At 47.0% G+C, this 26,982-nt stretch carries 23 protein-coding genes and 1 other annotated feature; of the genes, 21 read left to right on the top strand and 2 right to left on the bottom strand.

The window, feature by feature from the left end:
• Positions 1-16: 16 nt before the first annotated feature.
• The 7 genes from MKX75_RS18500 (at position 17) to MKX75_RS18470 (ending at position 12,653) form a co-directional block, all read left to right on the top strand.
• Positions 17-766 carry a pseudouridine synthase gene (locus MKX75_RS18500; RefSeq protein WP_062835222.1) on the top strand — a complete coding sequence of 250 codons (750 nt, stop codon included), beginning with the start codon at positions 17-19 and terminating at the stop codon, positions 764-766.
• 256 nt (positions 767-1,022) lie between these two features.
• On the top strand, positions 1,023-1,550 hold the full coding sequence (locus MKX75_RS18495) for a redoxin family protein (protein WP_017687661.1): 528 nt from the start codon (positions 1,023-1,025) through the stop codon (positions 1,548-1,550).
• A 14-nt stretch (positions 1,551-1,564) separates the two neighbouring features.
• On the top strand, positions 1,565-3,238 hold the full coding sequence (locus MKX75_RS18490; protein WP_076331373.1) for a cytochrome c biogenesis protein ResB: 1,674 nt from the start codon (positions 1,565-1,567) through the stop codon (positions 3,236-3,238).
• Positions 3,235-4,497 (top strand): cytochrome c biogenesis protein CcsA, encoded by a 1,263-nt coding sequence (gene ccsA, locus MKX75_RS18485; protein ID WP_062835220.1) that lies wholly within the window; start codon positions 3,235-3,237, stop codon positions 4,495-4,497. Before MKX75_RS18490 ends, ccsA begins: the two co-directional genes overlap by 4 nt.
• 137 nt (positions 4,498-4,634) lie before the next feature.
• Entirely contained in the window at positions 4,635-5,351 is a 717-nt protein-coding gene (locus tag MKX75_RS18480; RefSeq protein ID WP_017687664.1) for a response regulator transcription factor, read from the top strand.
• 55 nt (positions 5,352-5,406) lie between these two features.
• Positions 5,407-6,804, top strand: coding sequence for an ATP-binding protein (locus tag MKX75_RS18475; RefSeq protein WP_254847852.1), 1,398 nt, complete (start codon positions 5,407-5,409; stop codon positions 6,802-6,804).
• A gap of 197 nt (positions 6,805-7,001) precedes the next feature.
• Positions 7,002-12,653, top strand: a complete 5,652-nt coding sequence (locus tag MKX75_RS18470) for a collagen-like repeat preface domain-containing protein (RefSeq protein ID WP_339166340.1) — start codon at positions 7,002-7,004, stop codon at positions 12,651-12,653.
• Positions 12,654-12,717: 64 nt separating this feature from the next.
• Here MKX75_RS18470 and serA read toward each other — a convergent pair whose 3' ends face one another.
• Positions 12,718-14,313 (bottom strand): phosphoglycerate dehydrogenase, encoded by a 1,596-nt coding sequence (gene serA / locus MKX75_RS18465; protein WP_062835218.1) that lies wholly within the window; start codon positions 14,311-14,313, stop codon positions 12,718-12,720.
• A 199-nt stretch (positions 14,314-14,512) separates the two neighbouring features.
• Positions 14,513-14,743: a binding site (T-box leader), on the bottom strand.
• A gap of 335 nt (positions 14,744-15,078) precedes the next feature.
• Between serA and MKX75_RS18460 the strand changes: the two genes are divergently transcribed.
• Genes MKX75_RS18460 through MKX75_RS18450 form a run of 3 tightly spaced genes read left to right on the top strand, consistent with a single transcriptional unit; the run spans position 15,079 to position 16,948 of the window.
• Positions 15,079-15,672 (top strand): type II CAAX endopeptidase family protein, encoded by a 594-nt coding sequence (locus tag MKX75_RS18460; RefSeq protein WP_062835217.1) that lies wholly within the window; start codon positions 15,079-15,081, stop codon positions 15,670-15,672.
• On the top strand, positions 15,669-16,121 hold the full coding sequence (locus MKX75_RS18455) for a hypothetical protein (protein WP_339166339.1): 453 nt from the start codon (positions 15,669-15,671) through the stop codon (positions 16,119-16,121). The genes MKX75_RS18460 and MKX75_RS18455 overlap by 4 nt, the downstream gene beginning before the upstream one ends.
• Positions 16,122-16,150: 29 nt before the next feature.
• Positions 16,151-16,948, top strand: coding sequence for a metallophosphoesterase (locus MKX75_RS18450; RefSeq protein ID WP_339170515.1), 798 nt, complete (start codon positions 16,151-16,153; stop codon positions 16,946-16,948).
• A 45-nt stretch (positions 16,949-16,993) separates the two neighbouring features.
• Here the strand turns inward: MKX75_RS18450 and MKX75_RS18445 are convergent, their stop codons facing one another.
• The gene (locus MKX75_RS18445; RefSeq protein WP_339166337.1) at positions 16,994-17,890 is read right to left on the bottom strand and encodes a polysaccharide deacetylase family protein; all 897 of its coding nucleotides are present in this window, start codon (positions 17,888-17,890) and stop codon (positions 16,994-16,996) included.
• 94 nt (positions 17,891-17,984) lie between these two features.
• Here MKX75_RS18445 and MKX75_RS18440 point away from each other — a divergent pair, with 94 nt between their 5' ends.
• From MKX75_RS18440 to der, 11 genes are all read left to right on the top strand, one after another.
• Positions 17,985-18,338 carry a hypothetical protein gene (locus MKX75_RS18440; RefSeq protein WP_339166335.1) on the top strand — a complete coding sequence of 118 codons (354 nt, stop codon included), beginning with the start codon at positions 17,985-17,987 and terminating at the stop codon, positions 18,336-18,338.
• Positions 18,339-18,525: 187 nt separating this feature from the next.
• Positions 18,526-19,140 (top strand): genetic competence negative regulator, encoded by a 615-nt coding sequence (locus tag MKX75_RS18435; protein ID WP_062835212.1) that lies wholly within the window; start codon positions 18,526-18,528, stop codon positions 19,138-19,140.
• Positions 19,141-19,183: 43 nt separating this feature from the next.
• Positions 19,184-19,879 carry a glutamic-type intramembrane protease PrsW gene (prsW, locus tag MKX75_RS18430; protein WP_062835211.1) on the top strand — a complete coding sequence of 232 codons (696 nt, stop codon included), beginning with the start codon at positions 19,184-19,186 and terminating at the stop codon, positions 19,877-19,879.
• Between the two features lie 113 nt (positions 19,880-19,992).
• Positions 19,993-20,163: a hypothetical protein gene (locus tag MKX75_RS18425; protein WP_167350887.1), complete on the top strand. Its 171-nt coding sequence runs from the start codon at positions 19,993-19,995 to the stop codon at positions 20,161-20,163.
• Between the two features lie 121 nt (positions 20,164-20,284).
• The gene (gene ypeB / locus MKX75_RS18420; RefSeq protein ID WP_062835210.1) at positions 20,285-21,631 is read left to right on the top strand and encodes a germination protein YpeB; all 1,347 of its coding nucleotides are present in this window, start codon (positions 20,285-20,287) and stop codon (positions 21,629-21,631) included.
• A 149-nt stretch (positions 21,632-21,780) separates the two neighbouring features.
• The gene (locus tag MKX75_RS18415) at positions 21,781-22,434 is read left to right on the top strand and encodes a flagellar brake domain-containing protein (RefSeq protein ID WP_062835209.1); all 654 of its coding nucleotides are present in this window, start codon (positions 21,781-21,783) and stop codon (positions 22,432-22,434) included.
• Between the two features lie 63 nt (positions 22,435-22,497).
• Entirely contained in the window at positions 22,498-22,722 is a 225-nt protein-coding gene (locus MKX75_RS18410; RefSeq protein ID WP_339166334.1) for a hypothetical protein, read from the top strand.
• 103 nt (positions 22,723-22,825) lie between these two features.
• Positions 22,826-23,530 (top strand): (d)CMP kinase, encoded by a 705-nt coding sequence (gene cmk / locus MKX75_RS18405; RefSeq protein ID WP_062835207.1) that lies wholly within the window; start codon positions 22,826-22,828, stop codon positions 23,528-23,530.
• Entirely contained in the window at positions 23,527-24,114 is a 588-nt protein-coding gene (locus tag MKX75_RS18400) for a lysophospholipid acyltransferase family protein (protein WP_062835206.1), read from the top strand. The genes cmk and MKX75_RS18400 overlap by 4 nt, the downstream gene beginning before the upstream one ends.
• Before the next feature lie 141 nt (positions 24,115-24,255).
• Entirely contained in the window at positions 24,256-25,470 is a 1,215-nt protein-coding gene (rpsA, locus tag MKX75_RS18395; protein WP_062835205.1) for a 30S ribosomal protein S1, read from the top strand.
• 185 nt (positions 25,471-25,655) lie between these two features.
• Positions 25,656-26,978 (top strand): ribosome biogenesis GTPase Der, encoded by a 1,323-nt coding sequence (der, locus tag MKX75_RS18390; RefSeq protein WP_062835204.1) that lies wholly within the window; start codon positions 25,656-25,658, stop codon positions 26,976-26,978.
• Positions 26,979-26,982: the final 4 nt, after the last annotated feature.

Raw genomic sequence — 26,982 nt, 5'->3', positions numbered from 1 at the left:
AGGTGACATGACAAACATGGAAAGATTACAAAAAATTATCGCACAGGCAGGCATTGCATCCCGCCGCAAGAGCGAGGAACTGATCCTGTCCGGCAAAGTAGAAGTTAACGGGGAGGTCGTAACCGAACTGGGTACGAAAGCGAACCCCGAAGAGGATATGATTACGGTTAATGGAAAACCAATCCGCAGTGAGAAAAAAGTGTACTTGATGTTGAATAAGCCTAAAGGCGTTATCACAAGTGCATCTGACCCGGAAGGTCGGAAAATTGTATCCGACTACTTGAAAGGTGTCAAGGAACGTGTATACCCTGTGGGTCGTCTGGATTATGACACGGAGGGCTTATTGATCCTGACGAATGATGGTGAGTTTGCACACTTGTTGACACATCCGAAGCATCACGTACCCAAAACGTATCATGCAACGGTCAAAGGTGTACCGCATGGTACTGCTCTGGAGAAATTAAAGACAGGCATTATGCTGGATGACGGCATGACTGCTCCTGCAGAGGTAGAGTACAAAGATGTGGATACAGCGGCCAATGAGTCGGTGATCTCCATTACGATCTATGAAGGGCGTAACCGTCAGGTTAGACGTATGTTCGAGGCGATCAACCATCCGGTAACCCGACTGAAACGGATTTCGTTTGGTGGTATTTTGCTACAAAACCTGAAACGTGGTTTGACACGCAATCTGACCAAAGAGGAAGTCAACAACCTGATTACACTCGCACAATCAGAACCAGCCAAAAAAATGAAAAAAAGGTAATGTGAGGACACATAATTTTCATAAAAGCGCCGCAGTTTTGTGACGAAGTTCGCTATAATTGTTCATAGGATGTTCACAGTTGTCTGAGATCAACGAGATGCGAATGCTACAGTCACTCAAGCTTTTTGCATAAATCCCCGGAGAGACTTTCAATCAGCAAGAATTAGATCGAAATGGTGTTATTCGTCTAATTCTTGTACCCGGGAGCGTTTAAAATCAATTTATGCAAAATGCTGACTTAAAAGGGGAGCAGCACATGGGGAAATCAAGAAGAACGGTGCAAATCGTCATTTTGTTATTGATCCTGGTGTTGGGCGGATATGCGATTACCACATCGGTATCCGGCTCGAATGGCAAACCAAAGGAAGGGGACAAGTCTCCTTCTTTTGAACTGCTGGGCCTGGATGGTCAAGTTCATACGTCTGATGAGTACAAAGGAAAAGCGATGGTGATCAATTTCTGGGGCACGTGGTGTGAACCGTGTGTTAAAGAAATGCCTGCACTTCAGGCGCAAGCTGACAAATGGAAGGACCAAGGAGTACAATTTGTCGGGATTAATGTTGGGGAAGACCAGATGACGGTGGATAATTTTGTAAGGCAAGTTGGAGTTACGTTTCCAATCATGCTGGACCGGGAGAAAAACTCGGTTCGTGATTTCGGAATCTCTCCGATGCCAACGACATTCTTTGTATCCGACACGGGCAAAATCTCTACCATTCATATCGGGCAACTTGATTTGGACACACTTGACGCTCAAATTTCGCAACTGGCGAAGCAGCCCTGACAGGAGGTCTATTCGTGTTCCAAAATACCAAATGTGAGTGCGGACACCAGAATCCGGTAGGCACTGTATTATGTGAAGCATGTGGGAAACCGCTGCTGGAGGCTGAAGCTAAATCGGATGAAGTGCTGGAAATGCGCTATGATGGCATGGCGCGCCGTTCACAGCGGAGTAATCCCAATATCATTGACCGCATATGGAACTTTTTTTCATCCGTCAAAATTGCCGTCTATATGATTGTCTTTACGCTTGTAGGCTCTATGCTTGGCACGATCTATCCGCAAGAAAGTACATTCTTGAATATTGATCCTTCCGTGTATTACAAAGAAACATACGGTCAGCTGGGTCACATTTATTATCTGTTGGGTCTATCCCATACATACGAATCCTGGTGGTTTATTCTACTGCTGGTGCTGATTGGTGCATCATTGGTGATATGCAGTCTGGATCGCGTCTTACCGCTCTATAAAGCACTGAATAAACAGAGAATACGCAAACATACGCAATTTTTGACAAGACAGCGTCTGGTGTACCAAGGTTCCATTGAAGAGGCACCAGAAGACTGGATTAAGAAAGCGGTTACGCCGCTGAAAAAGAAAGGGTACCGTGTGCACACGCAGGGTGATGCATTACTCGCCGAGAAACAGCGATTCAGTCGATGGGGCCCATATGTTATTCATATCGGACTCATTATATTTTTGCTGGCGGTGCTCGCACGAGGACTTCCTGGTCTGAATCTGGACGAGCATGTCGCTTTTCCTGAAGGTGAGATCAAAAAGATCCCGAATACGTCGATGTATCTGCAAAATGAACAGTTTAATGTTGAATTCTACAGCGAGGAAGAAGTACCAGAGCAATTCCGTAACCTGAATAAGACCGTTCCAAAACTGTTTGAAACGAAAGTTGTTTTGTATGAATGTACAGCGGATTGTTCAGATCTCTCGAAGAAACCTCAGTTAGCTGAGGTAGCGAGGCATGATGTACGGGTGAATCATCCATTGAATTATAACGGTCTGAAAGCCTATCAGTTTGATTATGATCTGACACCCACCATTCGGTCCGTAACACCTGATCTGGTCAATACCAAGACGGGTGAAGTATACGGTGCAATTAAAATCGATATGGTAGATACCCAAAGAACTTTTGAAGCAGGACATTATCATCTGACGGTGAAAGAGAAGTTTATGGATTTTGGGTTGGATGAGAATGGTCAGCCCAAATCAAAATCGCCTTCACCTAATGCACCTGCTTTTCTCTTTCTCATCAAAGGACCGGATCTGCCTGAAGAGGGGATACAATATCTTTATTTTGCGAAGCAGATTGATAAACAAAGGTTTCAACAGGATGCGATTAACCAACAGCTAATTGGAGCTGAGATTCCTTTACAACTTGAAGTAGACAGCATGGACAAGGTCGATATTATTCAGTCCGTAAGTTATCTCAACATACGAGTGGATAAGGCAATGCCTTTTGTATGGGTAGGAGCCGGTATTGTTATGTTGGGTCTGATCATGGGTTTTTATTGGCATCATCGCCGCATCTGGATTCGTTTTGATGATAAACAGCTTACCTTGGGTGGACATACCAACAAAAACTGGTTTGGCTTCAGGCGTGAAGTTGCAGCAGTGTTGAAACAGATGAATCTGGAAGTGGAAGAGAAGTCGTTGGATAACGGGGGGAACCAAGCATGAGTTTATTGGATTTCAGCAGCGACGCATTTATCGTAGCTTTCTTTCTCTATTGTGCTGCATTCTTGTTATATGCTGTCGCGGTAATGGGCAAAAAATGGAGTAATCGTGATCCTTTGGACCATATGAATCGCTGGGGTAAAAGAGCTTTTATCGCTTCGACTGTCGCTTTGGCGGCGCATATCGTATTTTTTGTAACCCGATGGGCTGGGGCAGGTCATATCCCTGTTAGTAACATGTACGAGTTCATGTCTTTTCTCTCCATGATGATCATGGTTGCATTTATTGTTGTTTATGCCATATACCGCAAGTCATTACTTGGTTTGTTTGCCTTACCACTTACCATCATTATTATGGCGTATGCCGCTGTATTTCCTCAGGAGGTACAACCATTAATCCCGGCACTTCAGTCCATCTGGCTGAAAATTCACGTGACGTTGGCCGCGCTTGGTGAAGCGTTCTTCGCCGTAGGTTTTGCTGCAGGATTCATGTATTTGCTTCGTACCGTTGATTTCAGTGGGAAAGACAAGTCTTCAAGACGCCAACGGGGATGGGTTGAATTCACGCTGATTACCATTGTCGTAGTCATCGGATTTATCGGAACGGTATTTGCCTTTCGTGCCGCTGGTTACGAGACGGTTTTTGTACAGAAAACGGTCAGCATTGACACAGAGGTACAGGAAAATAGTACAATAGAGAAAGTGATTTATCGCATGCCTCCGATTTTTGCACCATATAATAGCGAAGTGGAGAGCATGACACCGTTTCTTGGCATGAAAAAACCTTTACTTGAGACGCCTTCCTGGATGAACGGGGTAAATGCCGGGCGCAAGCTGAATACGGTGGTTTGGTCACTTATTGTAGGTCTGATCCTGTATGGAATTGTACGACTTCTTGTGCGCAGACCACTTGGACAAGCGTTACAGCCGATGATGGATGGAATCGATGCCGATGATCTGGATGAGATTAGTTATCGCGCGATTGCCATTGGTTTTCCGATATTTACGCTGGGAGCATTAATCTTTGCCATGATCTGGGCTCAGATTGCCTGGAGTCGCTTTTGGGGCTGGGACCCCAAAGAGGTGTGGGCATTAATCACATGGCTATATTATAGTGTGTATCTGCATTTGCGTTTATCCAGAGGTTGGCAAGGTCAAAAGTCTGCATGGCTTGCAGTTCTTGGCTTCCTGGTCGTTATGTTTACGCTGGTTGGAGTGAATCTGATCATTGCCGGATTACATTCTTACGCTGGAGCGGACTAGGACAACTCGTATTGCAAAGGTTGGTTTAGAAGCGGGAAACACAAATGTACCTTTTTATTGAAGGGTATTCAAATATTGTTCGCCAGATCGAACATAATAGAAGTGATGAGGAGTTATTGCAAAGGGGCTGGAGAGGCATGGCTGAACATGAGAATCGAATACTGGTCGTGGATGACGAAGAGAGAATCCGCAGGCTTTTGAAAATGTATCTTGAAAAAGAAGGTTATGAAATTGATGAAGCCGAGGATGGAGAAACTGCACTGCGTAAAGCAACAGCAGGTGACTACGGACTAATTTTGCTTGACGTGATGTTGCCGGGTATGGATGGCGTTGAAGTGTGTACCCGTCTTCGTCAGGTGAAATCAACGCCGGTTTTGATGCTTACTGCAAAAGGTGAAGAGATTAACCGGGTTCAGGGCTTCGAAGTTGGCGCTGATGACTATGTAGTAAAACCATTCAGCCCGCGTGAAGTGATTTATCGCGTAAAAGCGATTTTGCGTCGATCTTCTGCAACGGCATATCTCTCCAAGGAGAGTAATTCGAGTAACAACATTGTGTTCCCGCATCTGGTTATTGAGCATGATGCCCACAGGGTAACCGCTGGCGGTGAAGAGATCAGTCTTACACCAAAAGAATATGAATTGCTGCACTATCTGGCAACATCTCCAGACAAAGTTTTCTCCAGAGAAGAACTGCTCAAAGATGTATGGAATTACGAATTCTTTGGCGATCTTCGTACCGTGGATACGCACGTGAAGCGTCTTCGCGAGAAACTCAACAAGGTATCGCCTGAATCGGCGGCCATGATTACGACGGTGTGGGGTGTGGGTTATAAACTGGAAGTACCGAAATAGTTTTAATTTCTGGAGATCGCTGGTCGGGAAGTTATGGATCACTATTATCTGCCTTGTGGGTTGTGTACTTATAGCGCTGGGTCTTTTTTTGTTGCCCTACATTGATACGAACTTTGCAGAATCCGAATCGAGAGATATTAAACGGCTCTTTACCTATATCTGTATTATCGGATTCAGTTTAACGACGTTTTTTGCATTGTTTCTTTTCACCAAAATTACACAGCCCATGCAGCAATTGATTCAGGCAGCCAATTCGATTCGCAAAGGGAATTATGGAACTCGCCTCTCCCTGGTAACAAGTGATGAGATTGGTGAACTTGCCAACACATTTAATCATATGGCTGCCCAACTGGAAGATAACATTCGGAACCTTAACCATGAGAAAGAACATCTGGCGAGTGTGCTTCGAAGCATGACCGATGCGGTAGTTACTTTTGATGGTGAAGGTAAAGTTATCCTGACGAATCCGCCAGGAGAGAAGGTCATGCAGGCTTGGTATGATCTGGATTGGGCACAGATGGACGAAGGACAAGATGCCGAGCATTCTGGAAAGTCTTCACGTGATGTGCCTGAGCCCCTCCTTCCTTTATTCAGAATGGTGATGGAGCAAGGCGGGGATCAAAGCTCCAATGTTCATGTACAGCAGGGTGTGTGGTCTGTTCAGATGGCACCGTTGTATGCTGACAGTGTTGTCAGAGGCGCTGTGGCTGTCTTAAGAGACGTAACAGAAGAAGTACGGCTGGAGAAGATGCGGCGTGACTTCGTGGCTAACGTATCTCATGAGATACGAACCCCGTTATCCATGATGCAGGGCTACAGTGAAGCGCTGCTGGACGGCATGGCAACCTCACCTGAGGAGAGTGAAGAACTCATTCAGGTGATTCATGATGAGTCCCTGCGTATGGGCAGACTGGTTAAAGACCTGCTTGATCTTGCCCGGATGGAAGCTGGACACACGGACATGGTTATGAAGGAAGTTGACCTCGGAGAACTGCTGGATAGAGTATATCGGAAGTTCTCGGTGCGCTCGAAAGAACAGGGAATTCAACTGCAGTTTGAATGCAAACAGCCAACCATTGAACTTCAACAGGCAGATGAGGATCGACTGGAGCAGGTGTTTACGAATTTGCTGGACAATGCGTTCAGACATACGCCTACTGGCAAAAATGTAATGATCTCTGCTGAGCTGGTCACGCATCTTCGCGCTCCGTTCGCAAGAGTATCTGTGAAGGATCAGGGTGTAGGTATCCCTTCGTCTGACTTACCTTTTATTTTCGAACGCTTTTACAAAGCAGACAAAGCACGCGTTCGGGGTGAAAGTGTAGGCACAGGACTCGGTTTAGCCATTGTGAAAAATATTGTAGATGCCCATCAAGGCATCATTAATGTGAATAGCGTACTTGGCGAAGGTACGGAGTTTATTTTACAATTTCCTCTGGATTCATCGAAATAGCCTGATTTCATACAAAAAGTGCGAGAACACCCTCTTATGGAGGGTGTTTTTTTGTTGAAGAGTACCGTTTAATCTTGTTCAACGTGGAACATGAATCATCGTTTTTATTTTGCTTAAAAAGAGTGTCCAAGATAATTTTCCTCTCTATGTTACATAAGCTTGAAAAACAAGCAAGTTAGAGGAGGATTGAGTTAAGCATGTCCGATGAACGAAAAAGGGTCAATATTAAAGCGTTTCTGGAAGGCAGATCTTTCAGAGCAGGCTCTCCATTTATCCCCATAACATCAAGTGAACTGGAGCAGTTCGAATCCATTCTTCATTCTCTAGCTGTAACTATTCCCGCTGCGATCAGTCAATCGACTTCAGCCAATGTACTGGCATTGCAGAATGGACTGCGCCAGTTGCTTACTTTTGTAAATGATTCCGGATTTCGTGCCGGAGTAAAGGCGGAATTGCAAGCCGTATTGGAATTAACCATTGCAGGCTCAGAGGTTGTCCCAGTTCCTCTAATTAATCTGGCTGGTAACTTGCAAAACTTACTGGATGACTTGTTGAGTGTGACGTTACTTCTGGAAGTTCCGCCTGCAGAAAAAGATAAACTTGTGGGATTAATCCGTTCGATATCTGTGTCCTTAAGTCGGGCAACGACGACTTTCGGAACCGGGGGCATTACTGGACCCGCCGGCCCACCCGGGGTTCCAGGAGTTCCAGGTGTACCAGGAGTCCCGGGCGTACCGGGCGTCCCTGGGGTGAAAGGGCCTGCGGGACCAGCAGGAGGAATTGGACCCGTAGGACCAGTGGGGCCAGTTGGCCCACAGGGAGCGCAGGGTCCGGCAGGAGCACCTGGTGTGGGTTTGAACAATATTACTGAATATGATCCTGCACTTGGACCGACCTATGCTCAGGGGCAGGTCGTTAGCTACGAGGGCAGTCTTTATGTTGCCAATGTAAACGGTCCCTTAGGTACACCCGGAAGTTCCCCAGACTATACTCTTTTGTTGTCGGGTGGAACGACTGGAGCAACAGGGGCAACCGGAGCTGGTTTGACTGGAGCCTTAGCATTTGATCCAGCGCTTGCGCCGGGGTATCCTGCAGGTCAGGTAATTACGTATAACGGTAGTACTTACATTACAAGTGTAGCTGGTCCATTAGGAACACCGGGTGCTTCATCGGATTACACATTAATTGCGGCTGCGGGGGCCACAGGTGCAACGGGTGTAGGATTAACTGGATTAACTTCTTTTGATCCAGCTCAGTCCCCAACATATCCAGCCGGTCAGGTCGTTACCTTTAATGGTAGTACGTATATTACGAATGTTGCAAGTCCTGTAGGAGTTCCAGGAAGCTCACCGGACTACACACTACTTGCGGCTGCGGGAGCCACGGGTGTAGGAACGACCGGGGCAACAGGAGCCACAGGTGTAGGATTAACTGGTATAGTGCCGTTCGATCCGGCTTTAGCACCAACCTATCCGGCGGGTCAGATCGTCACTTTTGGTGGCAGTACCTACATTGCGAATGTGGCATCGCCAACAGGTACGCCAAGCAGTTCAACAGACTATACTTTACTGGCAGGATCGGGTGTTACAGGTGCGACTGGAGCTACAGGCATAGGCCTAAACGGTGCAGTTCCGTTTGACCCCGCAGTAGCTCCAACGTATCCAGCGGGGCAGGTTGTGACATTTAACGGTAGTACGTATATAACCAATGTGGCTTCACCTACAGGAACACCTGGCACCTCGCCAGACTACACATTGCTTGCGGGTGCAGGACCTACAGGAGCCACAGGGGCATCGGGTGTAACGGGAGCAACTGGTGCAGGATTGACAGGCATAGTGCCATTCGATCCTGCCGTAGCTCCAACGTATCCAGCGGGTCAGGTTGTAACGTTTAATGGAAGCACATATATAACCAATGTAGCATCACCAACGGGAACGCCGGGTACATCACCGGATTATACATTACTTGCTGGTGCAGGAGCCACGGGTGTCACTGGGCCAACCGGAGTAGGGGTTACGGGAAGCACTGGAGCAACTGGTGCAGGTTTGACAGGTATTGTGACATTTGATCCAGCCGTGGCACCAACGTATCCAGCGGGTCAGGTCGTAACGTTCAATGGAAGTACGTATATTGCGAATGTAGCATCGCCAGCAGGTACACCAGGCACATCACCGGATTACACGTTGCTTGCCGGAGCGGGAGCAACGGGAGTTACAGGAGCCACAGGCATCGGCTTAAATGGTGTTGTGCCGTTTGACCCGGCAGTAGCTCCAACGTATCCAGCGGGTCAGGTCGTAACGTTCAACGGAAGCACGTATATTGCGAATGTGGCATCGCCAACGGGAACGCCGGGCACCTCGCCGGACTATACGTTGCTTGCAGGTGCAGGACCTACAGGAGCCACAGGGGCGTCAGGTTCAACGGGAGCGACAGGCGTAGGTCTAACTGGCATAGTGCCATTCGATCCAGCCGTGGCACCAACGTATCCGGCGGGTCAAGTCGTAACGTTCAACGGCAGTACGTATATTGCGAATGTGGCATCACCTACGGGAACGCCGGGAACTTCGCCGGATTACACGTTGATAGCTGGAGCAGGAGCCACGGGAGCAACCGGAGTTGGAGTAACGGGAAGTACGGGGGCGACAGGCACACCTGGCGTAACAGGGGCAACGGGCGTAACTGGTGCGGGTTTAACAGGAGTTGTACCGTTTGATCCAGCGGTAGCACCGACGTATCCGGCGGGTCAAGTCGTAACGTTCAATGGAAGTACGTATATTGCGAATGTGGCATCGCCGACGGGAACACCAGGCACCTCACCAGACTACACATTAATAGCGGGTGTAGGAGCAACTGGGGCAACCGGTGTCGGGGTGACAGGTAATACTGGAGCCACGGGCGTAACGGGTGCAGGACTCACGGGAGTTGTACCATTCGATCCAGCCGTAGCCCCGACGTATCCGGCGGGTCAAGTCGTAACGTTCAATGGAAGTACGTATATTGCGAATGTGGCATCACCAACGGGAACGCCGGGCACGTCACCGGATTACACGTTGATAGCTGGAGCAGGAGCAACGGGAGTTACAGGAGCCACAGGCATCGGCTTAAATGGAGTTGTGCCGTTTGACCCGGCAGTAGCTCCAACGTATCCAGTGGGTCAGGTCGTAACGTTCAACGGAAGTACGTATATTGCGAATGTGGCATCGCCAACGGGAACGCCGGGCACCTCGCCGGACTACACGTTGCTTGCAGGTGCAGGATCTACAGGAGCCACAGGGGTATCAGGTGCAACGGGAGCCACAGGCGTAGGTTTAAGTGGCATTGTACCATTCGATCCAGCCGTAGCCCCGACATATCCAGCGGGTCAAGTCGTGACGTTCAACGGTAGTACGTATATTGCGAATGTGGCATCACCAACGGGAACGCCGGGCACGTCACCCGACTATACGTTGATCGCAGGAGCAGGAGCCACAGGTGTTACGGGTGCAACAGGAATCGGAGTAACGGGAAGTACAGGAGTTACAGGTGCATCCGGCGTAACTGGAGCAACGGGCGTAGGATTAGCTGGAGTTGTACCGTTTGATCCAGCCGTAGCTCCAACGTATCCAGCGGGTCAAGTCGTGACGTTTAATGGCAGTACGTATATTGCGAATGTGGCATCGCCGACGGGAACACCAGGTACCTCACCAGACTACACATTAATAGCGGGTGTAGGAGCAACAGGGGCAACCGGTGTCGGGGTGACAGGTAATACTGGAGCCACGGGCGTAACGGGTGCAGGACTCACGGGAGTTGTACCATTCGATCCAGCGGTAGCCCCGACGTATCCAGCGGGTCAGGTCGTAACGTTCAACGGAAGTACGTATATTGCCAATGTGGCATCGCCAACGGGAACGCCGGGCACGTCACCGGACTATACGTTGATCGCAGGAGCAGGAGCGACGGGTGTTACGGGCGCAACCGGAGTTGGAGTAACGGGAAGTACGGGGGCGACAGGAACACCTGGCGTAACAGGGGCAACGGGTGTAACTGGTGCGGGTTTAACAGGAGTTGTACCGTTTGATCCAGCGGTAGCTCCGACGTATCCAGCGGGTCAGGTCGTAACGTTCAACGGAAGTACGTATATTGCCAATGTGGCATCGCCAACGGGAACGCCGGGCACGTCACCGGACTATACGTTGATCGCAGGAGCAGGAGCGACGGGTGTTACGGGCGCAACCGGAGTTGGAGTAACGGGAAGTACGGGGGCGACAGGAACACCTGGCGTAACAGGGGCAACGGGTGTAACTGGTGCGGGTTTAACAGGAGTTGTACCGTTTGATCCAGCGGTAGCTCCGACGTATCCAGCGGGTCAAGTCGTGACGTTCAACGGTAGTACGTATATTGCGAATGTGGCATCACCAACGGGAACGCCGGGAACATCACCGGATTACACGTTGATCGCAGGTGCAGGAGCAACAGGTGTTACGGGTGCAACCGGAGCTGGGGCAACAGGCAGTACTGGTGAACCCGGAGCAACTGGCGTCACGGGATTGACAGGGGCGACTGGGGTAACGGGAGCCACCGGAGTTAGCGTAACAGGTAGTACGGGAACAACAGGAGCAACTGGAGGAACAGGAACGACTGGCGTCACCGGATTAACTGGGGCGACTGGGGTAACGGGAGCCACAGGAGTAAGTGTAACAGGCGTCACGGGATCAACAGGAGCAACAGGTGAAACCGGAGTAACAGGCGTCACCGGATTGGCTGGGGCGACTGGTATTACAGGAGCCACAGGAGTAAGTGTAACAGGTAGTACGGGAACAACAGGAGCAACTGGAGGAACAGGAGCGACTGGCGTCACCGGATTGACTGGGGCGAATGGTATTACAGGAGCCACAGGAGTAAGTGTAACAGGTAGTACGGGAACAACAGGAGCAACTGGAGGAACAGGGACTATTGGCGCCACCGGATTGACAGGGGCGACTGGTATTACAGGAGCCACGGGAGTCGGCGTAACCGGAAGCACGGGTGCAACAGGTGTAACTGGTGAAACAGGAGCAACTGGTATTGCAGGCTTAACAGGAACCACAGGTATAACAGGAGCCACCGGAGTCGGCGTAACCGGAAGTACGGGAGCAACTGGTGGGACTGGAGGAACAGGAACTACAGGTATAACAGGGGCAACCGGAGTCGGCGTAACCGGAAGTACGGGAGCAACTGGCGCGACTGGAGGAACGGGAGCCACAGGTATAACAGGGGCAACCGGAGTCGGCGTAACCGGAAGTACGGGAGCAACTGGCGCGACTGGAGGAACAGGAGCTACAGGTATAACAGGGGCAACCGGAGTCGGTGTAACCGGAAGCACGGGAGCAACTGGCGCGACTGGAGGAACAGGAGCCACAGGTATAACAGGAGCAACCGGTGTGGGCATAACGGGAAGTACCGGTGCAACGGGTGTGACAGGAACGTCGGTCACAGCAGCTTCTTCGTACGCTGAGAATACGAATGGTACCATCCTTGTTATTTTGGGGGGAACAGTCGTTGCTCTTCCTGCAAACCAGAATATTGGAACAGGTATTACGGTAAATGGAGGGAATGATACCTTCACTCTTGCTACAGCAGGCAGATACTATATCAGTTACAAAGTTAATCTGACAGCAGCAATCGCCGTTCAATCACGGATATTGCTTAATGGAGCTGTAGTACCGGCTAGTGTAATCTCACCAGTGCTCTCTTTAAGCCAATTGGCAACCGACTTTATTATCACTGCCACAGCGGGTTCGACCATTCAGCTTCAATTGTTCGGCCTAGTGGCCACAGCTGTTCTATCACCGCCAGGTGCGACACTCAACATTATCCGCTTGAGCTAACTACGAAAAAAGAGACGGACCCTTTGGGGTTCGTCTCTTTTGAATTTTACTGAATGATAAGCAACTATTCCAACACGATTTCAACGGCTGTATTAATTTCTGGAAGGGCAGCGAGCTGAACAAGAACATCTTTGGGAACGGCTTTATCCACGGTCAGGATCATGATGGCAGCACCACCAATGATTTTCCGACCCACTTGCATGGATGCGATGTTGACCTCATTTTGTCCAAGCAGAGTTCCTACACGTCCGATAATACCTGGTTTATCGTTATGGGAAATCAAGATTTGATGACTTTCCGGAGCGATATCTACCGGGAATTTGTCCAGACGAACGATACGCTCTCCATAACCTGCAAGCAATGTACCCGCTACACGGCGTTCCTCAGCATCCTGAGTTGTAACTAATGTTACGGTAATCAGGTTAGTGAATCCTTTGGTTGCAGAGGTTTGGCTTACAACCACATTCAGATCACGGATTTTGGCCAGATGCATGGAGTTGACGATGTTGGCTTCCCCACCCAAATGTCTGGCGAGAATACCCTTCACAATGTAACGTGTGAGAGGAGAAGTATCTACTTCAGAAAGGTCACCAGCATAGTCGATCCGAATCTCCTGCACTGCATTTTGTGTAATCTGTGCTGCAAAACTACCCAGTGTTTCACCCAGTTTGAAATAAGGCTGCAATTTGTTCATTACAGTTGGTGCAACAGCAGGCATGTTAACTGCGTTCTTGAATGGTTCATTGCGCAGAATGTGAAGAACTTGTTCGGATACGTCGATCGCTACGTTTTCTTGTGCCTCGACAGTGGATGCACCAAGGTGAGGTGTAACGATAATGCTAGGGTGATTCAGGAATGGGTGGTCCTGAGCAGGTGGTTCACTTTCAAATACATCAAATGCTGCTCCGGCAACAATGCCTTCGTCAATGGCTTCCACAAGTGCCATCTCGTCAACTACACCACCACGGGCACAGTTGATGATCCGCATGCCTTTTTTCATAACTTCGAATTGTGGACGGGAAATCATGTGCCGTGTTTCCGGTGTTAATGGCGTGTGAACGGTCATGAAGTCCGCATTGCGAATGATATCATCCACACTAGCCAGCTTCACTTGCAGCTTCTCGGCACGCTCCTCCGTGAGGAACGGGTCGTAAGCAAGAATATCCATTCCGAATGCTTTGGCGCGCTTGGCAACTTCACTACCGATCCGTCCCATGCCCAGTACACCCAGCGTTTTATTTCTTAATTCCACACCCAGGAAGGTTTTACGATCCCACGTACCTTGAATGGTTTTGGCGTATGCCTGAGGAATGTGACGCGCCAGTGCCATCATCATGGCAAACGTGTGCTCACAGGTTGTGATGGTATTGCCGTCAGGTGCGTTAATAACGATGATACCACGCTGTGTAGCAGCTTCCAGATCAATGTTATCTACACCAACACCTGCACGTCCGATCACCTTAAGGTTGGTACCAGCCGTCATAATACGATCTGTAACACGAGTCTGGCTGCGAACCAAAAGGGCATCATAATCACCAATAATGGCAACAAGTTCATCTTCACTAAGACCGGTTTTCTTCTCAACAACAACATCATTTGCATCCACCAGTTGCTGGATCCCCAGATCACTGATTGGGTCCGACACTAACACTTTGTACATGGTTTCTTCCTCCTTAGGTATGTGTATCTATATCGTCAAGGTCTGACCTCAGCGAAGAGGTATTCCTTAAAACCAGGTTGATTCTTCCGCCCAACAACGCGGTGTCGCAGCAGAGGGGGAAGGTGAAGCAAATAGAGTGATCCCACAGATATCCATTAAAATAAATCAAAAAACTCTCAATCCACATACTGCTTGCGCAATAAGGGACGAGAGTTGTCGTGGTACCACCCTAATTCACCGCCGTTTCGCAACGACAGTCTTAGCGGTCAATGAAGACCGAAGAGGATAACGGGTCTAAACCGATTGCACCTACTCCAATTTCAATGCAATAACTCAGGAGCGCTCAAGACCATTTGCCTGCCACCGATTCACACCTACCATCGGCTCTCTGGAAGACGAAGCAACATCTTTTTTCCATCATCGTGTTTAACGTGACTAATTTTTTCATAATGTATCATGGCTGACATGAGCATGTCAATAGGCTTAAATGTTTTAAATTGGATTGCAGATGTCTTTCGATTCAGACATAGTCAAAGTCACTATAAGCCATGTAACAGTTACTGTACATACCTTAACGAGATGGAATATATGCTGTTTGGTGAACCGGATTTTATTGCTTTAATGAAGTAATGGCATTGACTCAAAACCGGGACTTCGGGCAGGCCTTGAACCTATTTGGTTTTTTGGCTATCATTTAGTATACTATCCGATTGGACAACGTAATTGTTATCCATCAAATTTAACTCAAGAGGACAGACGCATCCGATGAAAAAATTCAAGTTTCCCAAGTTCAAGATTCAGAAGGCTGAGCCACAGCAGCTTACCGAGCGTTTGCTTTTAATCAATCTATACTTTACACAAGGTCTGACACTGATAATCGGGGTTGTATGGATTTTATTGCAGAAACGAAACTTGTTAGATGTACTCGCATGGCCCGACAATTACCAATTTATATGGTGGGGTCTTGGTCTTGCTGGCGTAATGCTTGTTATGGACTTGGTACTGTCGTATGTTATACCTCAGGAAAGCATGGATGACGGTGGAATTAACGAGATGTTGTTCCGTGGGCGTCCAATCTGGCACATTGTATGTATAGCAGCCATTGTAGCTGTATGTGAGGAATTATTATTCCGTGGAGCCATTCAACATGCCATCGGTCCTTACTGGACAAGTATTTTATTTGCAGTTATCCACATTCGTTATTTGCGGCACTGGATTCCAACAGGATGGGTGTTTGTCTCAAGTTATGGATTGGGTTGGATTTACATGCAATCCGGCACATTATGGGCGCCTATATTATGTCACTTTATTATTGATTTGGTGTCCGGATTAGCGATACGTTTTCGGAGGGGATCATGAATCAGCCATTAAGCAGAATGAAGACATATGGCAGTCAGCGCCATCGTCAATCGGATAAAAAAGAGACATCCGAGCGTCAGGTGGCATCTCAAGTAAGCCTGGTTGCAGAAACGGCAGCCGCTGCTGAAGTTGGAACAATCACACCAATAACTTCCGTTTCCATACCTAGATCACAGCGCAAGCCCTATACAGAAAAGCTGGAAAGTCCAGTACTACCACAGAGAGCACCATCACGCTCCAAAAAAACATCAAAATCAACGGAAGAATCGATCCCCGAAGCGGGTTCTCTTCCTACAAGGACAGAATTACATCCTTCACGTCGGTTAAAATTGAGCAAGAGGTTTGTTAATTCACTCATTTTTATTTTTGTCATGTTAACAATTAGTCTGGTTTGGTGGGGGATAGAAGGGGCACCCGCTCTGAATACGTTCCTCCCATTGCCGTGGTAATGCTTTTACTAGCAGGATTAGTCATTTTGATGGGAGTTTTGTTACTCTTTCATATGTGGCGTGAAGCCCATGTTCATCAAATGATTGAAGAAGAGGTTGAAGTTCCTCATCTGCCACCTTCCTTTGACGGGGTCATGATTTTGTATGTTTCCGACACTCATAAGCGCAAGCTGAAGCAGAAGGATATGGAACACTTTAAAAACAAGGTGGACTGGGTTCTGATCGGTGGGGACGTTGCAGAAAAAGGAATCTCCTGGTCTCTGGTTAGACATAATATGAAACTCTTATCGAACATTGCTCCTTCTTTTACTGTGTATGGTAACCATGATAAGAGAGCTGGTACCGCTCAACTTGCTCGAATCCTTCGGGAATCGGGCGTTCAGCTCCTGCAGGATAACGTCGTATATCTGCGTAAAGGCAACGACAGAGTGAGCCTGATCGGTATAGACTATCGTTCCAAACAGGGAGATGTATTACTAGAGCAAGTCGGCGACCGTTTTTGCAAATTAGCCATCGTTCATGATCCTTTACAGGCCCTTCGCTTGGAGCAAAATGCAGATCTTATCTTGAGCGGCCATACACATGGTGGACAATTGGTATTACCTTTTTTCGGACCTGTCTTCCTGAGCAAAGCGTATCGTCCCATATCGAATGGGTGGTACTCCCTGAAGCGCAGTCCGGAGGACGTTCATCAAGAAGGCAAAATGCTGGTTAGCAGAGGATATGGTACCAATCATCTTCCTCTCCGACTAGGTTGTCCTGCGGAGATGCATATCATCACGTTAAGAGTGCCCGCGGAAAAAGCACTCACAGAAAAACAGCCTTGATCCACTGGATCAAGGCTGTTTCATTTTGATGCGCAGAATTACAATTTAACGAGCTTCCAATTCAATAGCACGCGGATTGACAAAGGAATAGCCTTTCTTTTCGAGCTTGGTCAGCAACTCATCCAATGCTTCAACTGTCCATGGCAACTCGTGCATCAAAATATTGCTTCCGGGATTTAACTGGTCCAGTACATTTTGAATGACTTTTTCCGGTTTGTTTTTGGTGCTTTTATCCCAATCAAGCGAACCATTAGACCAGGTCATATATAACATGCCATTTTTCTTCACAGTCGCCTTCAGCGCATCATTACCCGATCCAAAAGGGGGGCGGAAGAATTGCGGTTCCTCCCCGATGGTGTCCTTCACTATTTTCTGGACATCTGTAACCTGTTTTGACGCCTCAGCGTTAGACATTTTTTTGAGATCCTCATGATCCCAGGCATGATTGCCTACAATCTGACCCCGTTCATGGATGAGTTTGAGCAATTCCGGGTGACTTTTCACCCGATATCCATTGACGAAAAATATCGCTTTAGCGTTATGTTTATCTAAAGTGTCGATTAGTGAAGCAATCATTTTTTCTTCTTTGGGGCCATCATCAAAAGTTAACAAGACCACTTTGCTTGGGCTCGTTTCATCATTCGGTTTAATATAATAATTTTCATTCATATGATACGTTTGTTCCACTTTCTCTTCCGCAGAAACCTGCTCCGAAGGGTCAGGTTCTTCTTCTGTCGCAGTTGATTCGCTCGTTGAAGGTTCGGTCACACCGGTTCCGGGTTCTCCTGATTCACTTGGGTTAGAATCACTTTGCTCTTCTTGAATTGTGGTAGTGGGTTCACTCGCTGGAGCGGAATTTTCTGATGTTTTTTCTTCCGCTGCCCCACAGGCGGATAACAGCAAACTTGCAGCTATAATCAATGCGGCGGTATGTCTGAACATGATTTCAACTCGCTTTCCTGTATTTATACGGAATGAGATCGCTCGCTCCCGCAAACACTACATGTGATTTTAACACTTAAAGGAGGTTGGTGTAATGAAGGCGTCATCCTTTTTTTGGGGCATTGTAATTGGCGTTGCAGCCAGTTCGTGGCTGTCCAAAGGCAAATTGTCCATGTTGTCTTCGGGTTCATCACGAAACATGATGGATCAGGCAAAACATAAGATGATGGAGATGACTTTCCCGGGTATGGATGGGTTCACCAGCAAGCAAAATCAACATGGCGAATCACACAAAAACCCAGCAGCAAAAAGCGTAAGCACAATCACTCCGCAGGAAAAAGAAGCGAATATGAGCATGCTCAAGGATTTTATTCGCACTAATCCGGATGTGAAGCATGAAGTTGAGCAAATTTTAACTCAAACAAACACAACAGTACCGGGTTTATAAACCAAAACCTCCAATTAGAATCATCCACAGTATTGATTTGCTGTGGAATGATTCTTTTTTTGTCGATTTTACTTCGTGCATTTAGAGGTATAAAATGATAACATAACTACATAGATTTATTTTCAGCACATACTGTTTTGTGCTTCATAATCTGTTATAAGACTTGCTTATAAAGGGGAGATCCTGTATGAAAATAGAACGACTAAGTCACGATAAGATACGGATTTTCCTGACCTTTGACGATCTGAGCGAGCGCGGAATACAAAAAGAAGATATGTGGCAGGAAATACCTAAGGTTCATGAACTGTTCACTGAAATGATGGATCAGGCCTATTCCGAACTTGGATTTGATGCCACTGGTCCACTTGCTGTCGAAGTATTCGCACTTCCCGCTCAAGGGATGGTTGTCATTGTCACACGTGGAAAATATGATCCGCAACAATATGGTTCAGGTCATGAAGATGATCTTCCTGAAGAAGTATATGAAATGGAAGTTACACTCGAGCAAAGCGATTCCATCGTTTATGCGTTCAAGGACTTTGAAGTGCTCATTGAAGCTGCGCATATGTTGCGTCAGCATGTTACGGATGCTGGGAGACTTTATTCTTATAAAGACAAGTGGTTCTTGCATTTGGAACCAGATGAGGTGGATTCCACCAAACATGCGGCATTGATCGCCTTGCTTGCTGAATTTGGTGAAGGCTCTTCAGTTACTCCAGCAGTTATGGAAGAGTATGGTAAGGTTATTATTTCTGAACAAGCGATTGATGTTATCTGCACCCACTTCAAACGCCAGGATTAATCTCTAGTTGTAATCGCGTCTTTAGTCAGAGGAGGGAATTTCGGTGCTTTTGTTTTCGGTCTTAGCGGCAGCAGTTGCCCCGGGTCTCGCCTTGTTAACATACTTTTACCTGAAAGACCGTTATGATTATGAGCCACTTCATATGGTGTTGCGGGTTTTCCTCATGGGGATTCTGATGGTACTGCCTGTGATGATTATTCAGCGTGGCATGATGATGTGGCTCGGGGATAATCCTTATCTTGAGGCCATTCTGATCTCAGGTGGTGTGGAAGAATTCGTCAAATGGTTCGTGCTTTATCATATCATCTATAATCACACCGAATTTGATGAGCCGTATGATGGTATCTTATATGCAGTTGCTGTTTCACTTGGATTTGCCACAGTAGAGAATGTGTTGTATGCCTTTGCGGGGAATGCATCCGTCTCAGCCATGTTCCTCCGGGCACTGCTCCCTGTTTCAGGGCACGCTATGTTTGCGGTAATCATGGGTTATTACATGGGTAAAGCCAAGTTTATCGGTGGCAAGAAAAAGCGGTGGTACCTGGTTCTTTCTCTCGTATTACCTTTTTTCTGGCATGCATTGTACGATGTCATCATGAACACCATGGTAAATCATTGGTTGTGGTTTATAGCGCCACTAATGGCGGGCCTGTGGTATGGGGCAATGGGTAAAATCACACGCGCTAATAACCGTTCTCCTTTTCGTTTTGTGAAGCGGGAGGAAGAGGTTAAATTATAAAAATACGGACACACTGGTGGACATAAAGCGCATATTGCGCCTGCGGCCCTGGTGTGTTTTTATTTTGCGATAAAACTCCCGGGAAATGACCAACAGAAACGGGGATCGTTGTGATGAGAATCAAAATTAAAATCAGATGTAAGCAATGCGGTGAACGATTTACATTACGAGGCAAGAAAGAACGTGGCCGGATTGAGACAGGATTCAAGCAGTGCCTCTGTGATAACAGGGACCAATTCGAAATCGAAGAGGAAGGCATGGCAACCGGGGTTCAGTTGAATTGAATGAAGGATCCAAAGGGTACTTTAGTAGCCTGCTTGTGTAAGGACTGGAAATCGCATGCATAAGAGATCTTTCTTCGATCCACAATAGAGGTAGTGGTTTAGAAGAAAGGAGACTCTACCGATGTATAAACGATTAAGTTCAGTTATGTTTCCGATATTTGCGGTCCTGCTGGTCGGTGCGCTCGTATGGGGCTATCAGGAGAATCAGGAGAAGAATGCAATACTGATCAAGGCAGAAAATCAATATCAGCGTGCCTTTCACGATTTATCTTTTCATATGGACAAATTACATTCGGAGATTGGTAACACCTTGGCGGTTCACTCCACATCACAGGGGATGCATCGCAAAGGTTTGATGAATGTATGGCGACTCACCAGTGAAGCGCAGAATGAGATCAACCAACTGCCACTGACCATGCTGCCATTTAACGAGACAGAGGAGTTTCTCTCCCGTATTTCCAACTTTGCTTATCGAGCGTCGATGCGTGACTTGACGAACGAACCGCTAAGCGAGAAGGAAATGGGCAACCTGAAAAAGCTGTATCAGAATTCATCCGAGATTACCAAGAATCTGCAGGATGTACAGCAGAAAGTCCTCACGGACCGTTTACGCTGGATGGATGCGGAGACCGCCATGGCAACGCAAGAGCAAACGATGGACAACACAATCGTCGATGGATTCCGTAGCGTTAACAAAAAGGTACAGGAGTACCCGGAGCTTGATTGGGGTCCTTCCGTATCTAATATTTATGCAAAACGTTCAGTTAAGAAATTGGACGGCTTGCCGGTGACCAAAGATCAGATTCAGAGCAAGGCTGCGAAATTCTCTGATGCGGATAGTAGCAAAATCCAAGTGCAGGAGAACGGCAAAGGAACAGACTGGGAGTCCTACACGGCCACGATTGATCATGCCAAGAATGGCAAACTGATGATGGATTTCACTCGTAATGGCGGAATGCTGATCTCTTACAGTGATACACGTCCGATTGGAACCAAAAAGGTATCACGTCAGGATGCCATGGCTAAAGCAGATCAATTTCTAACGAATAAAGGCTATAAGGATATGAAGGCTGTAAACTACGATGAATACGGTAATCTGGGTAACCTTACTTATGTGCATAAGCAAGGGGACACTTTGATTTATCCTGAAAAAATGTCAGTCCGCGTTGGATTGGATACAGGCGAAGTAACCGGCTTCCAGGCAAGTGATTTTGTCTACGAACATAATGACAAGCGCAAAGTTCCAAAAGCAACTCTAACGGAGCAACAGGCGCGGCAAAAGCTTAATTCGGAGTTTGAAGAAAATTATGTTCGCAAATCCCTCATTGAAAATGATTACAGCAAAGAGGTGCTGTGTTATGAATTCGGAGGGAAAATAAACGGTTCTCGTTACCGGATATACATTAATGCGAATACAGGTATCGAAGAAGCAGTTGAGGAGATCAAACCGGTCAACGCAACCTCATAACAGCTGGAGATCTCTGAATGTTCAATGGCACAAACAACGACGGCAGACCACGATGTGGTCTGTTTTTTTTCTTGTTCAATGTGAGAAAGGTCATGGTATAATAGTCCTTGTACATACGAAGATAAATACATAAAGTGGCGGTGAACCAATTGTTTCCTAAAATAAATGAAATTTTATACATCCAGATCGCTTCGGCAGATGAAAAAGAGGAAAACAAAGAGTACAAATCACGCATTGCAGATATGGATGACAGTAGTTTTCTGATTGAGGTCCCGATGCAACAAGGAAGCAGCCGTCTGAAAAGGCTCTTTTTTGGTGAGGAATTGTCCATTTCATATATTACGGAGGATGGAGTCCGGCATTATTTTAATACTTATGTCACCGGATTTGAAGAGGATGTGGTCCGTCTTGTCCGTATCCGAAAGCCGCTTCCAAGCGATATATCCAAAATACAACGTCGCAGCTTTCTTCGTGTTCACGCAAACCTTGAAATGGCCATCCAGAGTGAAGATCTGACCCGTGCCGTCGGATTGACTGAAGATATCGGTGGCGGTGGATTGTCTATCTATGGCGAAGCAGGATTTTCAATCGCTGAAGGTCAAAAGCTGAAATGCTGGTTGCTTGTTCCATATCGTAATTCAACAATTGAACATGTCAATTTTGAAGCCGAAGTCGTGCGGATCAAAACACTTGAAACCGGCAGATTGCTGTGCATGCTAAAATTTGTACAGATTTCAGATTCGGAACGCCAGAAGATCATCAAGTTCTGTTTTGAACGTCAATTGGACTACCGTACGAAATAGGAATGTTGTGGCATAAAAAGAGTAAACTGCGGGTACCGTAATGGAAAAAACGGAGGATATGTCATGAATCATCGTCATGCAACCCGCAGATATGAACGACTCTACTATGTTTTCTCCAGGCGAATGGAAAGGAGGGTTATGATTCTGATCACATCCCTTCTAATCCTGCTTGTGGTGTATCAATTGCTGTTGTTAATACCTGGATTCAAAAAGAATATGACCACTATCGATCGTCTGGAAGGAACGCCAATTCAAGTGCAAACGATGATTGATCACAAACGTCGTTGATTTGTCTGTTTTTGCATCCATGTGTAGAGTGTGGTATAATTTTCACGATGCAGGCAATGCCTGTTTTTTTATTGAGGTTTATCGTTTGAGGAGGAATGCCCCGTTGGCAAGCCAGAACACATCAGAGAACGGGAAAATGAACGTTGCAATTGACGGACCTGCCGGTGCCGGGAAAAGCACGGTGGCCCGATTGGTTGCAGAGGCGCTCGCGTATGTCTACGTCGACACAGGCGCAATGTACCGTGCGGTAACCTTGCATATGCTTCGGAAAGGTATTACACCGGAAGATGTGACACAGGTACTTCAGGAAGCCCAAAAGCTGGTCATTGATTTACAACCGGATCCCGACGGACAGAAAGTGTTCTGTAATGGGGAAGAAGTAACCTCGGAAATCCGCTCCCGTGAAGTGACGGGAATCGTGTCCCGATATGCGCAAATCGAGGGGCTGCGTACGCAATTAGTGGATACTCAGCGGCAAATGGCTTTGCGCAAGGGCGTCGTCATGGATGGACGCGATATCGGAACGACAGTACTGCCCGATGCGGAAGTGAAAATCTTCATGACTGCCAGTGTGGAAGAGCGTGCGCTTCGCCGCTTCAAAGAACTGGACCCCTCTGAAGGACTGACGTTGCAACAACTGGAGCGAGACATTGCCACCCGCGACAAATTGGATGAGAGTCGGGAAATTTCCCCGCTTCGTTGTGCTGAGGATGCTATCGTTCTTGATACAACTAAGATGAACATCCATGAAGTGGTTGACAAAATCGTATCTTATTGCACAATGGTCAGAGGAGAGATCGGTCTATGATTTACACATTTTGCAGCACATTACTGCGGATCATTTACACCATTCTTTTCCGCTTGGAGGCCGTTGGACGGGAGAATATTCCGAAAGAAGGCGGCGTACTTTTATGTTCCAATCATATTAGTAACTTCGATCCTCCAACTGTTGGTATCAAAATTCGCCGTCAGGTGCGCTTCATGGCCAAAAGCGAGTTGTTTGAAATTCCGGTACTCGGCCGAATTATTAAAGCCGTGGGCGCTTTCCCCGTTAAACGTGGAGGTGTCAGCAAGGAATCCATCAAGACCTCACTCAATATTTTGCGTGATGGTGAAGTGCTCGGAATTTTCCCCTCGGGAAGCCGTCACAATGATGGAGGTATCGGCAAAAAAGGGGCAGCGAGTTTTGCTCTCCGCAGTGGCGCTACTGTTATTCCTACTGCTATTATCGGTAACTACAAGGTTTTTCGTAAGATGAAAGTTGTATACGGAGCACCGGTAAGTTTGGACGAGTTCAAGGAAGACCCATCCGGAGAAGCTCTGGAGAAAGCGACTGAGAAGATTATGTCCAAGATTAACGAAATGGTGCAAACGGGCGTGCCAAGCAAGTAATGGCTTCGTCAGTAGCTGAGTGCATGTTTCCATATTTTTGAGGGAGACTAAGTGGTAGTGCTCAGTGATGAAAGTGTTTTGAACTCTGCTACAGGCAGGTTTGAATATAATGGGGTTTTTGAATTGAGGAGGGTATTTGACATGTCGGAAGAAATGAAAAATCAAGAAGCAACCCAAGATGAGTTGGATCAATTCGTTTCCTTGAAAAAAGGAGATACCGTAAAAGGAACCATCGTCAAATTGGAAGATAACCAAGCCTATGTGAGCATTGGATATAAATATGACGGTGTCATTCCAATTCGTGAACTGTCTTCATTGCATGTTGACAGCGCGTCTGATGCAGTAGAAGTTGGACAAGAAGTTGAAGCTAAAGTTCTTAGCATCGACGACGAGAAAGAAAAACTCGTTCTGTCCAAACGTGCAATCGACAGCGAAAACGCATGGGATCAATTGCAAAAGCATTTTGAAGACCAAGACGTATTCGAAGTTGTTGTAGGTGACGTTGTTAAAGGCGGTCTGGTAGCAGACGTGGGCGTACGTGGATTTATCCCGGCTTCCATGGTTGAACGCCATTTCGTTGAAGACTTCAGCGACTACAAAGGACGCACACTGCGTGTTAAAGTGAAAGAGATCGACCGTGAGAACAACAAAGTGATCCTTTCCCAAAAAGACGTACTGGAGCAAGAATTCGAAGCAAACAAAGCTACTGTTATGGCTGGTTTGCAAGAAGGTCAAGTCATCGAAGGTACAGTACAACGTTTGACTCAATTCGGCGCATTTGTTGATGTGGGCGGAGTTGACGGTTTGGTTCACGTATCCGAGTTGGCTTGGACACACGTTGAGAAACCATCCGACGTACTGTCTGAAGGTGATAAAGTTAGTGTGAAAGTGCTGAAAGTTGACCCTGAAAAAGGCAAAATCAGCCTGAGCATGAAAGCTGTTCAACCAGGTCCTTGGGAAACAGCAAGCGAAAAATTCAATTCCAGCGATATCGTAACAGGTGTTGTAAAACGTCTGGTAGACTTCGGTGCATTTGTTGAAATCGCTCCTGGAGTTGAGGGACTTGTGCATATCTCGCAAATCTCCCACAAACACATCGGCACTCCTCATGAAGTGCTGAAAGAAGGACAGGAAGTTCAAGTTAAAATCTTGGACATGAACCCTTCTGAGCAACGTGTAAGCTTGAGCATCAAAGAAACAGAAGAAGCTCCAGCTCAACCACAAAAGTCAGAAAGACCTGCAAGAAACAATGCTCCACGTGAAGAAATCAACAATCCAAACGTTTCCTTGAACAATCAAGGTATGAGCACTACGCTCGGCGAACTGTTTGGTGACAAACTCAGCAAATTCAAATAAGTTAACAATGCATGGTTCTTAGTTATATACTGCATATTTTGCTGAATAATAAAAGCAAGATCGGCGAGCCCCAGGCGGGTTCGCCGATTGTTTTTATTGCGAGTATTTTGGCATGAAACGTTAGCCAAGACATATCTTTTTTGCTATGATGAGTATCGTAAGTATGGACAGGAGGAGTGGAATGTATGGCAAGACCCGTTGTGGCAATTGTCGGACGACCGAACGTGGGTAAATCCACCATTTTCAATCGGATCATCGGCGACAGACTGGCCATTGTGGAAGACAAGCCGGGCATTACCCGTGACCGGATCTACGGAATCGGCGAATGGAACGGTAAACCATTCAGTATTATTGATACAGGTGGTATCGAAATTGATGGTGAGGATGTCATCTTAAAATCAATCCGGATGCAAGCTGAGCTCGCTATTGAAGAAGCGGATGTTATTGTATTCATGTGTGATGCAAAAGCAGGTATTACGCAATCGGATGAAGAAGTCGCAGAGATGTTGTACCGCTCAGGCAAGCCTATTGTTGTAGCCGTTAACAAAGTGGATAATATCGGACGAAGTGAACTCATTTATGAGTTTTATGGATTCGGCTTCGGTGATCCCATCGGCGTATCCGGAAGTCACGGTACAGGTGTAGGTGATTTGCTTGATGCGATTGTGGAAAAATTGCCTGAACTTGAGGAAGAGACTTACGATGAGGATGTCATTCGTGTAGCTCTGATCGGACGACCGAACGTGGGTAAATCTTCACTGGTTAACGCGATTCTGGGTGAAGAGCGTGTCATTGTCAGTGACGTGGCTGGAACGACTCGGGATGCGATTGATACACCTTTTGAAAAAGACGGCCAACGTTACGTGCTGATTGATACAGCAGGTATGCGTAAGCGTGGTAAAGTATATGAAACAACGGAGAAATACAGTGTAATGCGTGCCATGCGTGCGATTGAGCGTGCTGATGTTGTGCTGATTGTCATTAATGGTGAAGAAGGCATTATTGAACAGGACAAGCATATTGCAGGTTATGCATTCGAAGCTGGTAAAGCGTCTTTGTTTGTCGTAAACAAATGGGACGTGGTAGAGAAGCATGACAAGACGATGAAAGAGTTTGAGAAAAAAATTCGGGATCACTTCCTGTTTATGACTTATGCTCCGGTCGTATTTTTGTCAGCCCTCACAAAACAACGCTTACAAAAACTGTTGCCAGTTGTAAAACATGTAGCGGAGCAACACTCGTTACGTGTACAAACGCATCTACTTAACGATGTGGTATCGGATGCAGTGGCTATTAACCCTCCGCCAACGGATAAAGGACGGAGAATGAGAATTAACTATGTGACTCAGGTTGCTGTTAAGCCGCCGACCATGGTTGTTTTTGTGAACGATCCTGAATTGATGCACTTCTCATATGAGCGCTATCTGGAGAATAAAATCCGTGCAGCGTTTGATTTCGAAGGAACACCAATTCGAATATTTACTCGGAAGAAGTCCGACGAAAGTTAGGGGA

Origin of the sequence: Paenibacillus sp. FSL R5-0341 (genome assembly GCF_037975235.1) — a bacterium.
GTDB classification, from domain to species: Bacteria; Bacillota; Bacilli; order Paenibacillales; family Paenibacillaceae; genus Paenibacillus; species Paenibacillus amylolyticus_A.
The sequence above is the reverse complement of the archived record's forward strand: the minus strand, read 5'-3'. Positions and strand labels throughout refer to the sequence as shown.

Coding starts and splice junctions, on each gene's coding strand:
- MKX75_RS18470 (WP_339166340.1), top strand. CDS start 7,002: ATGTCCGATGAACGAAAAAGGGTCAATATTAAAGCGTTTCTGGAAGGC.
- MKX75_RS18400 (WP_062835206.1), top strand. CDS start 23,527: ATGATTTACACATTTTGCAGCACATTACTGCGGATCATTTACACCATT.
- der (WP_062835204.1), top strand. CDS start 25,656: ATGGCAAGACCCGTTGTGGCAATTGTCGGACGACCGAACGTGGGTAAA.
- MKX75_RS18445 (WP_339166337.1), bottom strand. CDS start 17,890: ATGTTCAGACATACCGCCGCATTGATTATAGCTGCAAGTTTGCTGTTA.
- MKX75_RS18500 (WP_062835222.1), top strand. CDS start 17: ATGGAAAGATTACAAAAAATTATCGCACAGGCAGGCATTGCATCCCGC.
- serA (WP_062835218.1), bottom strand. CDS start 14,313: ATGTACAAAGTGTTAGTGTCGGACCCAATCAGTGATCTGGGGATCCAG.
- MKX75_RS18460 (WP_062835217.1), top strand. CDS start 15,079: ATGAAAAAATTCAAGTTTCCCAAGTTCAAGATTCAGAAGGCTGAGCCA.
- MKX75_RS18455 (WP_339166339.1), top strand. CDS start 15,669: ATGAATCAGCCATTAAGCAGAATGAAGACATATGGCAGTCAGCGCCAT.
- MKX75_RS18425 (WP_167350887.1), top strand. CDS start 19,993: ATGAGAATCAAAATTAAAATCAGATGTAAGCAATGCGGTGAACGATTT.
- MKX75_RS18440 (WP_339166335.1), top strand. CDS start 17,985: ATGAAGGCGTCATCCTTTTTTTGGGGCATTGTAATTGGCGTTGCAGCC.
- MKX75_RS18495 (WP_017687661.1), top strand. CDS start 1,023: ATGGGGAAATCAAGAAGAACGGTGCAAATCGTCATTTTGTTATTGATC.
- rpsA (WP_062835205.1), top strand. CDS start 24,256: ATGTCGGAAGAAATGAAAAATCAAGAAGCAACCCAAGATGAGTTGGAT.
- MKX75_RS18450 (WP_339170515.1), top strand. CDS start 16,151: ATGGGAGTTTTGTTACTCTTTCATATGTGGCGTGAAGCCCATGTTCAT.
- MKX75_RS18435 (WP_062835212.1), top strand. CDS start 18,526: ATGAAAATAGAACGACTAAGTCACGATAAGATACGGATTTTCCTGACC.
- ypeB (WP_062835210.1), top strand. CDS start 20,285: ATGTATAAACGATTAAGTTCAGTTATGTTTCCGATATTTGCGGTCCTG.
- MKX75_RS18410 (WP_339166334.1), top strand. CDS start 22,498: ATGAATCATCGTCATGCAACCCGCAGATATGAACGACTCTACTATGTT.
- MKX75_RS18480 (WP_017687664.1), top strand. CDS start 4,635: ATGGCTGAACATGAGAATCGAATACTGGTCGTGGATGACGAAGAGAGA.
- ccsA (WP_062835220.1), top strand. CDS start 3,235: ATGAGTTTATTGGATTTCAGCAGCGACGCATTTATCGTAGCTTTCTTT.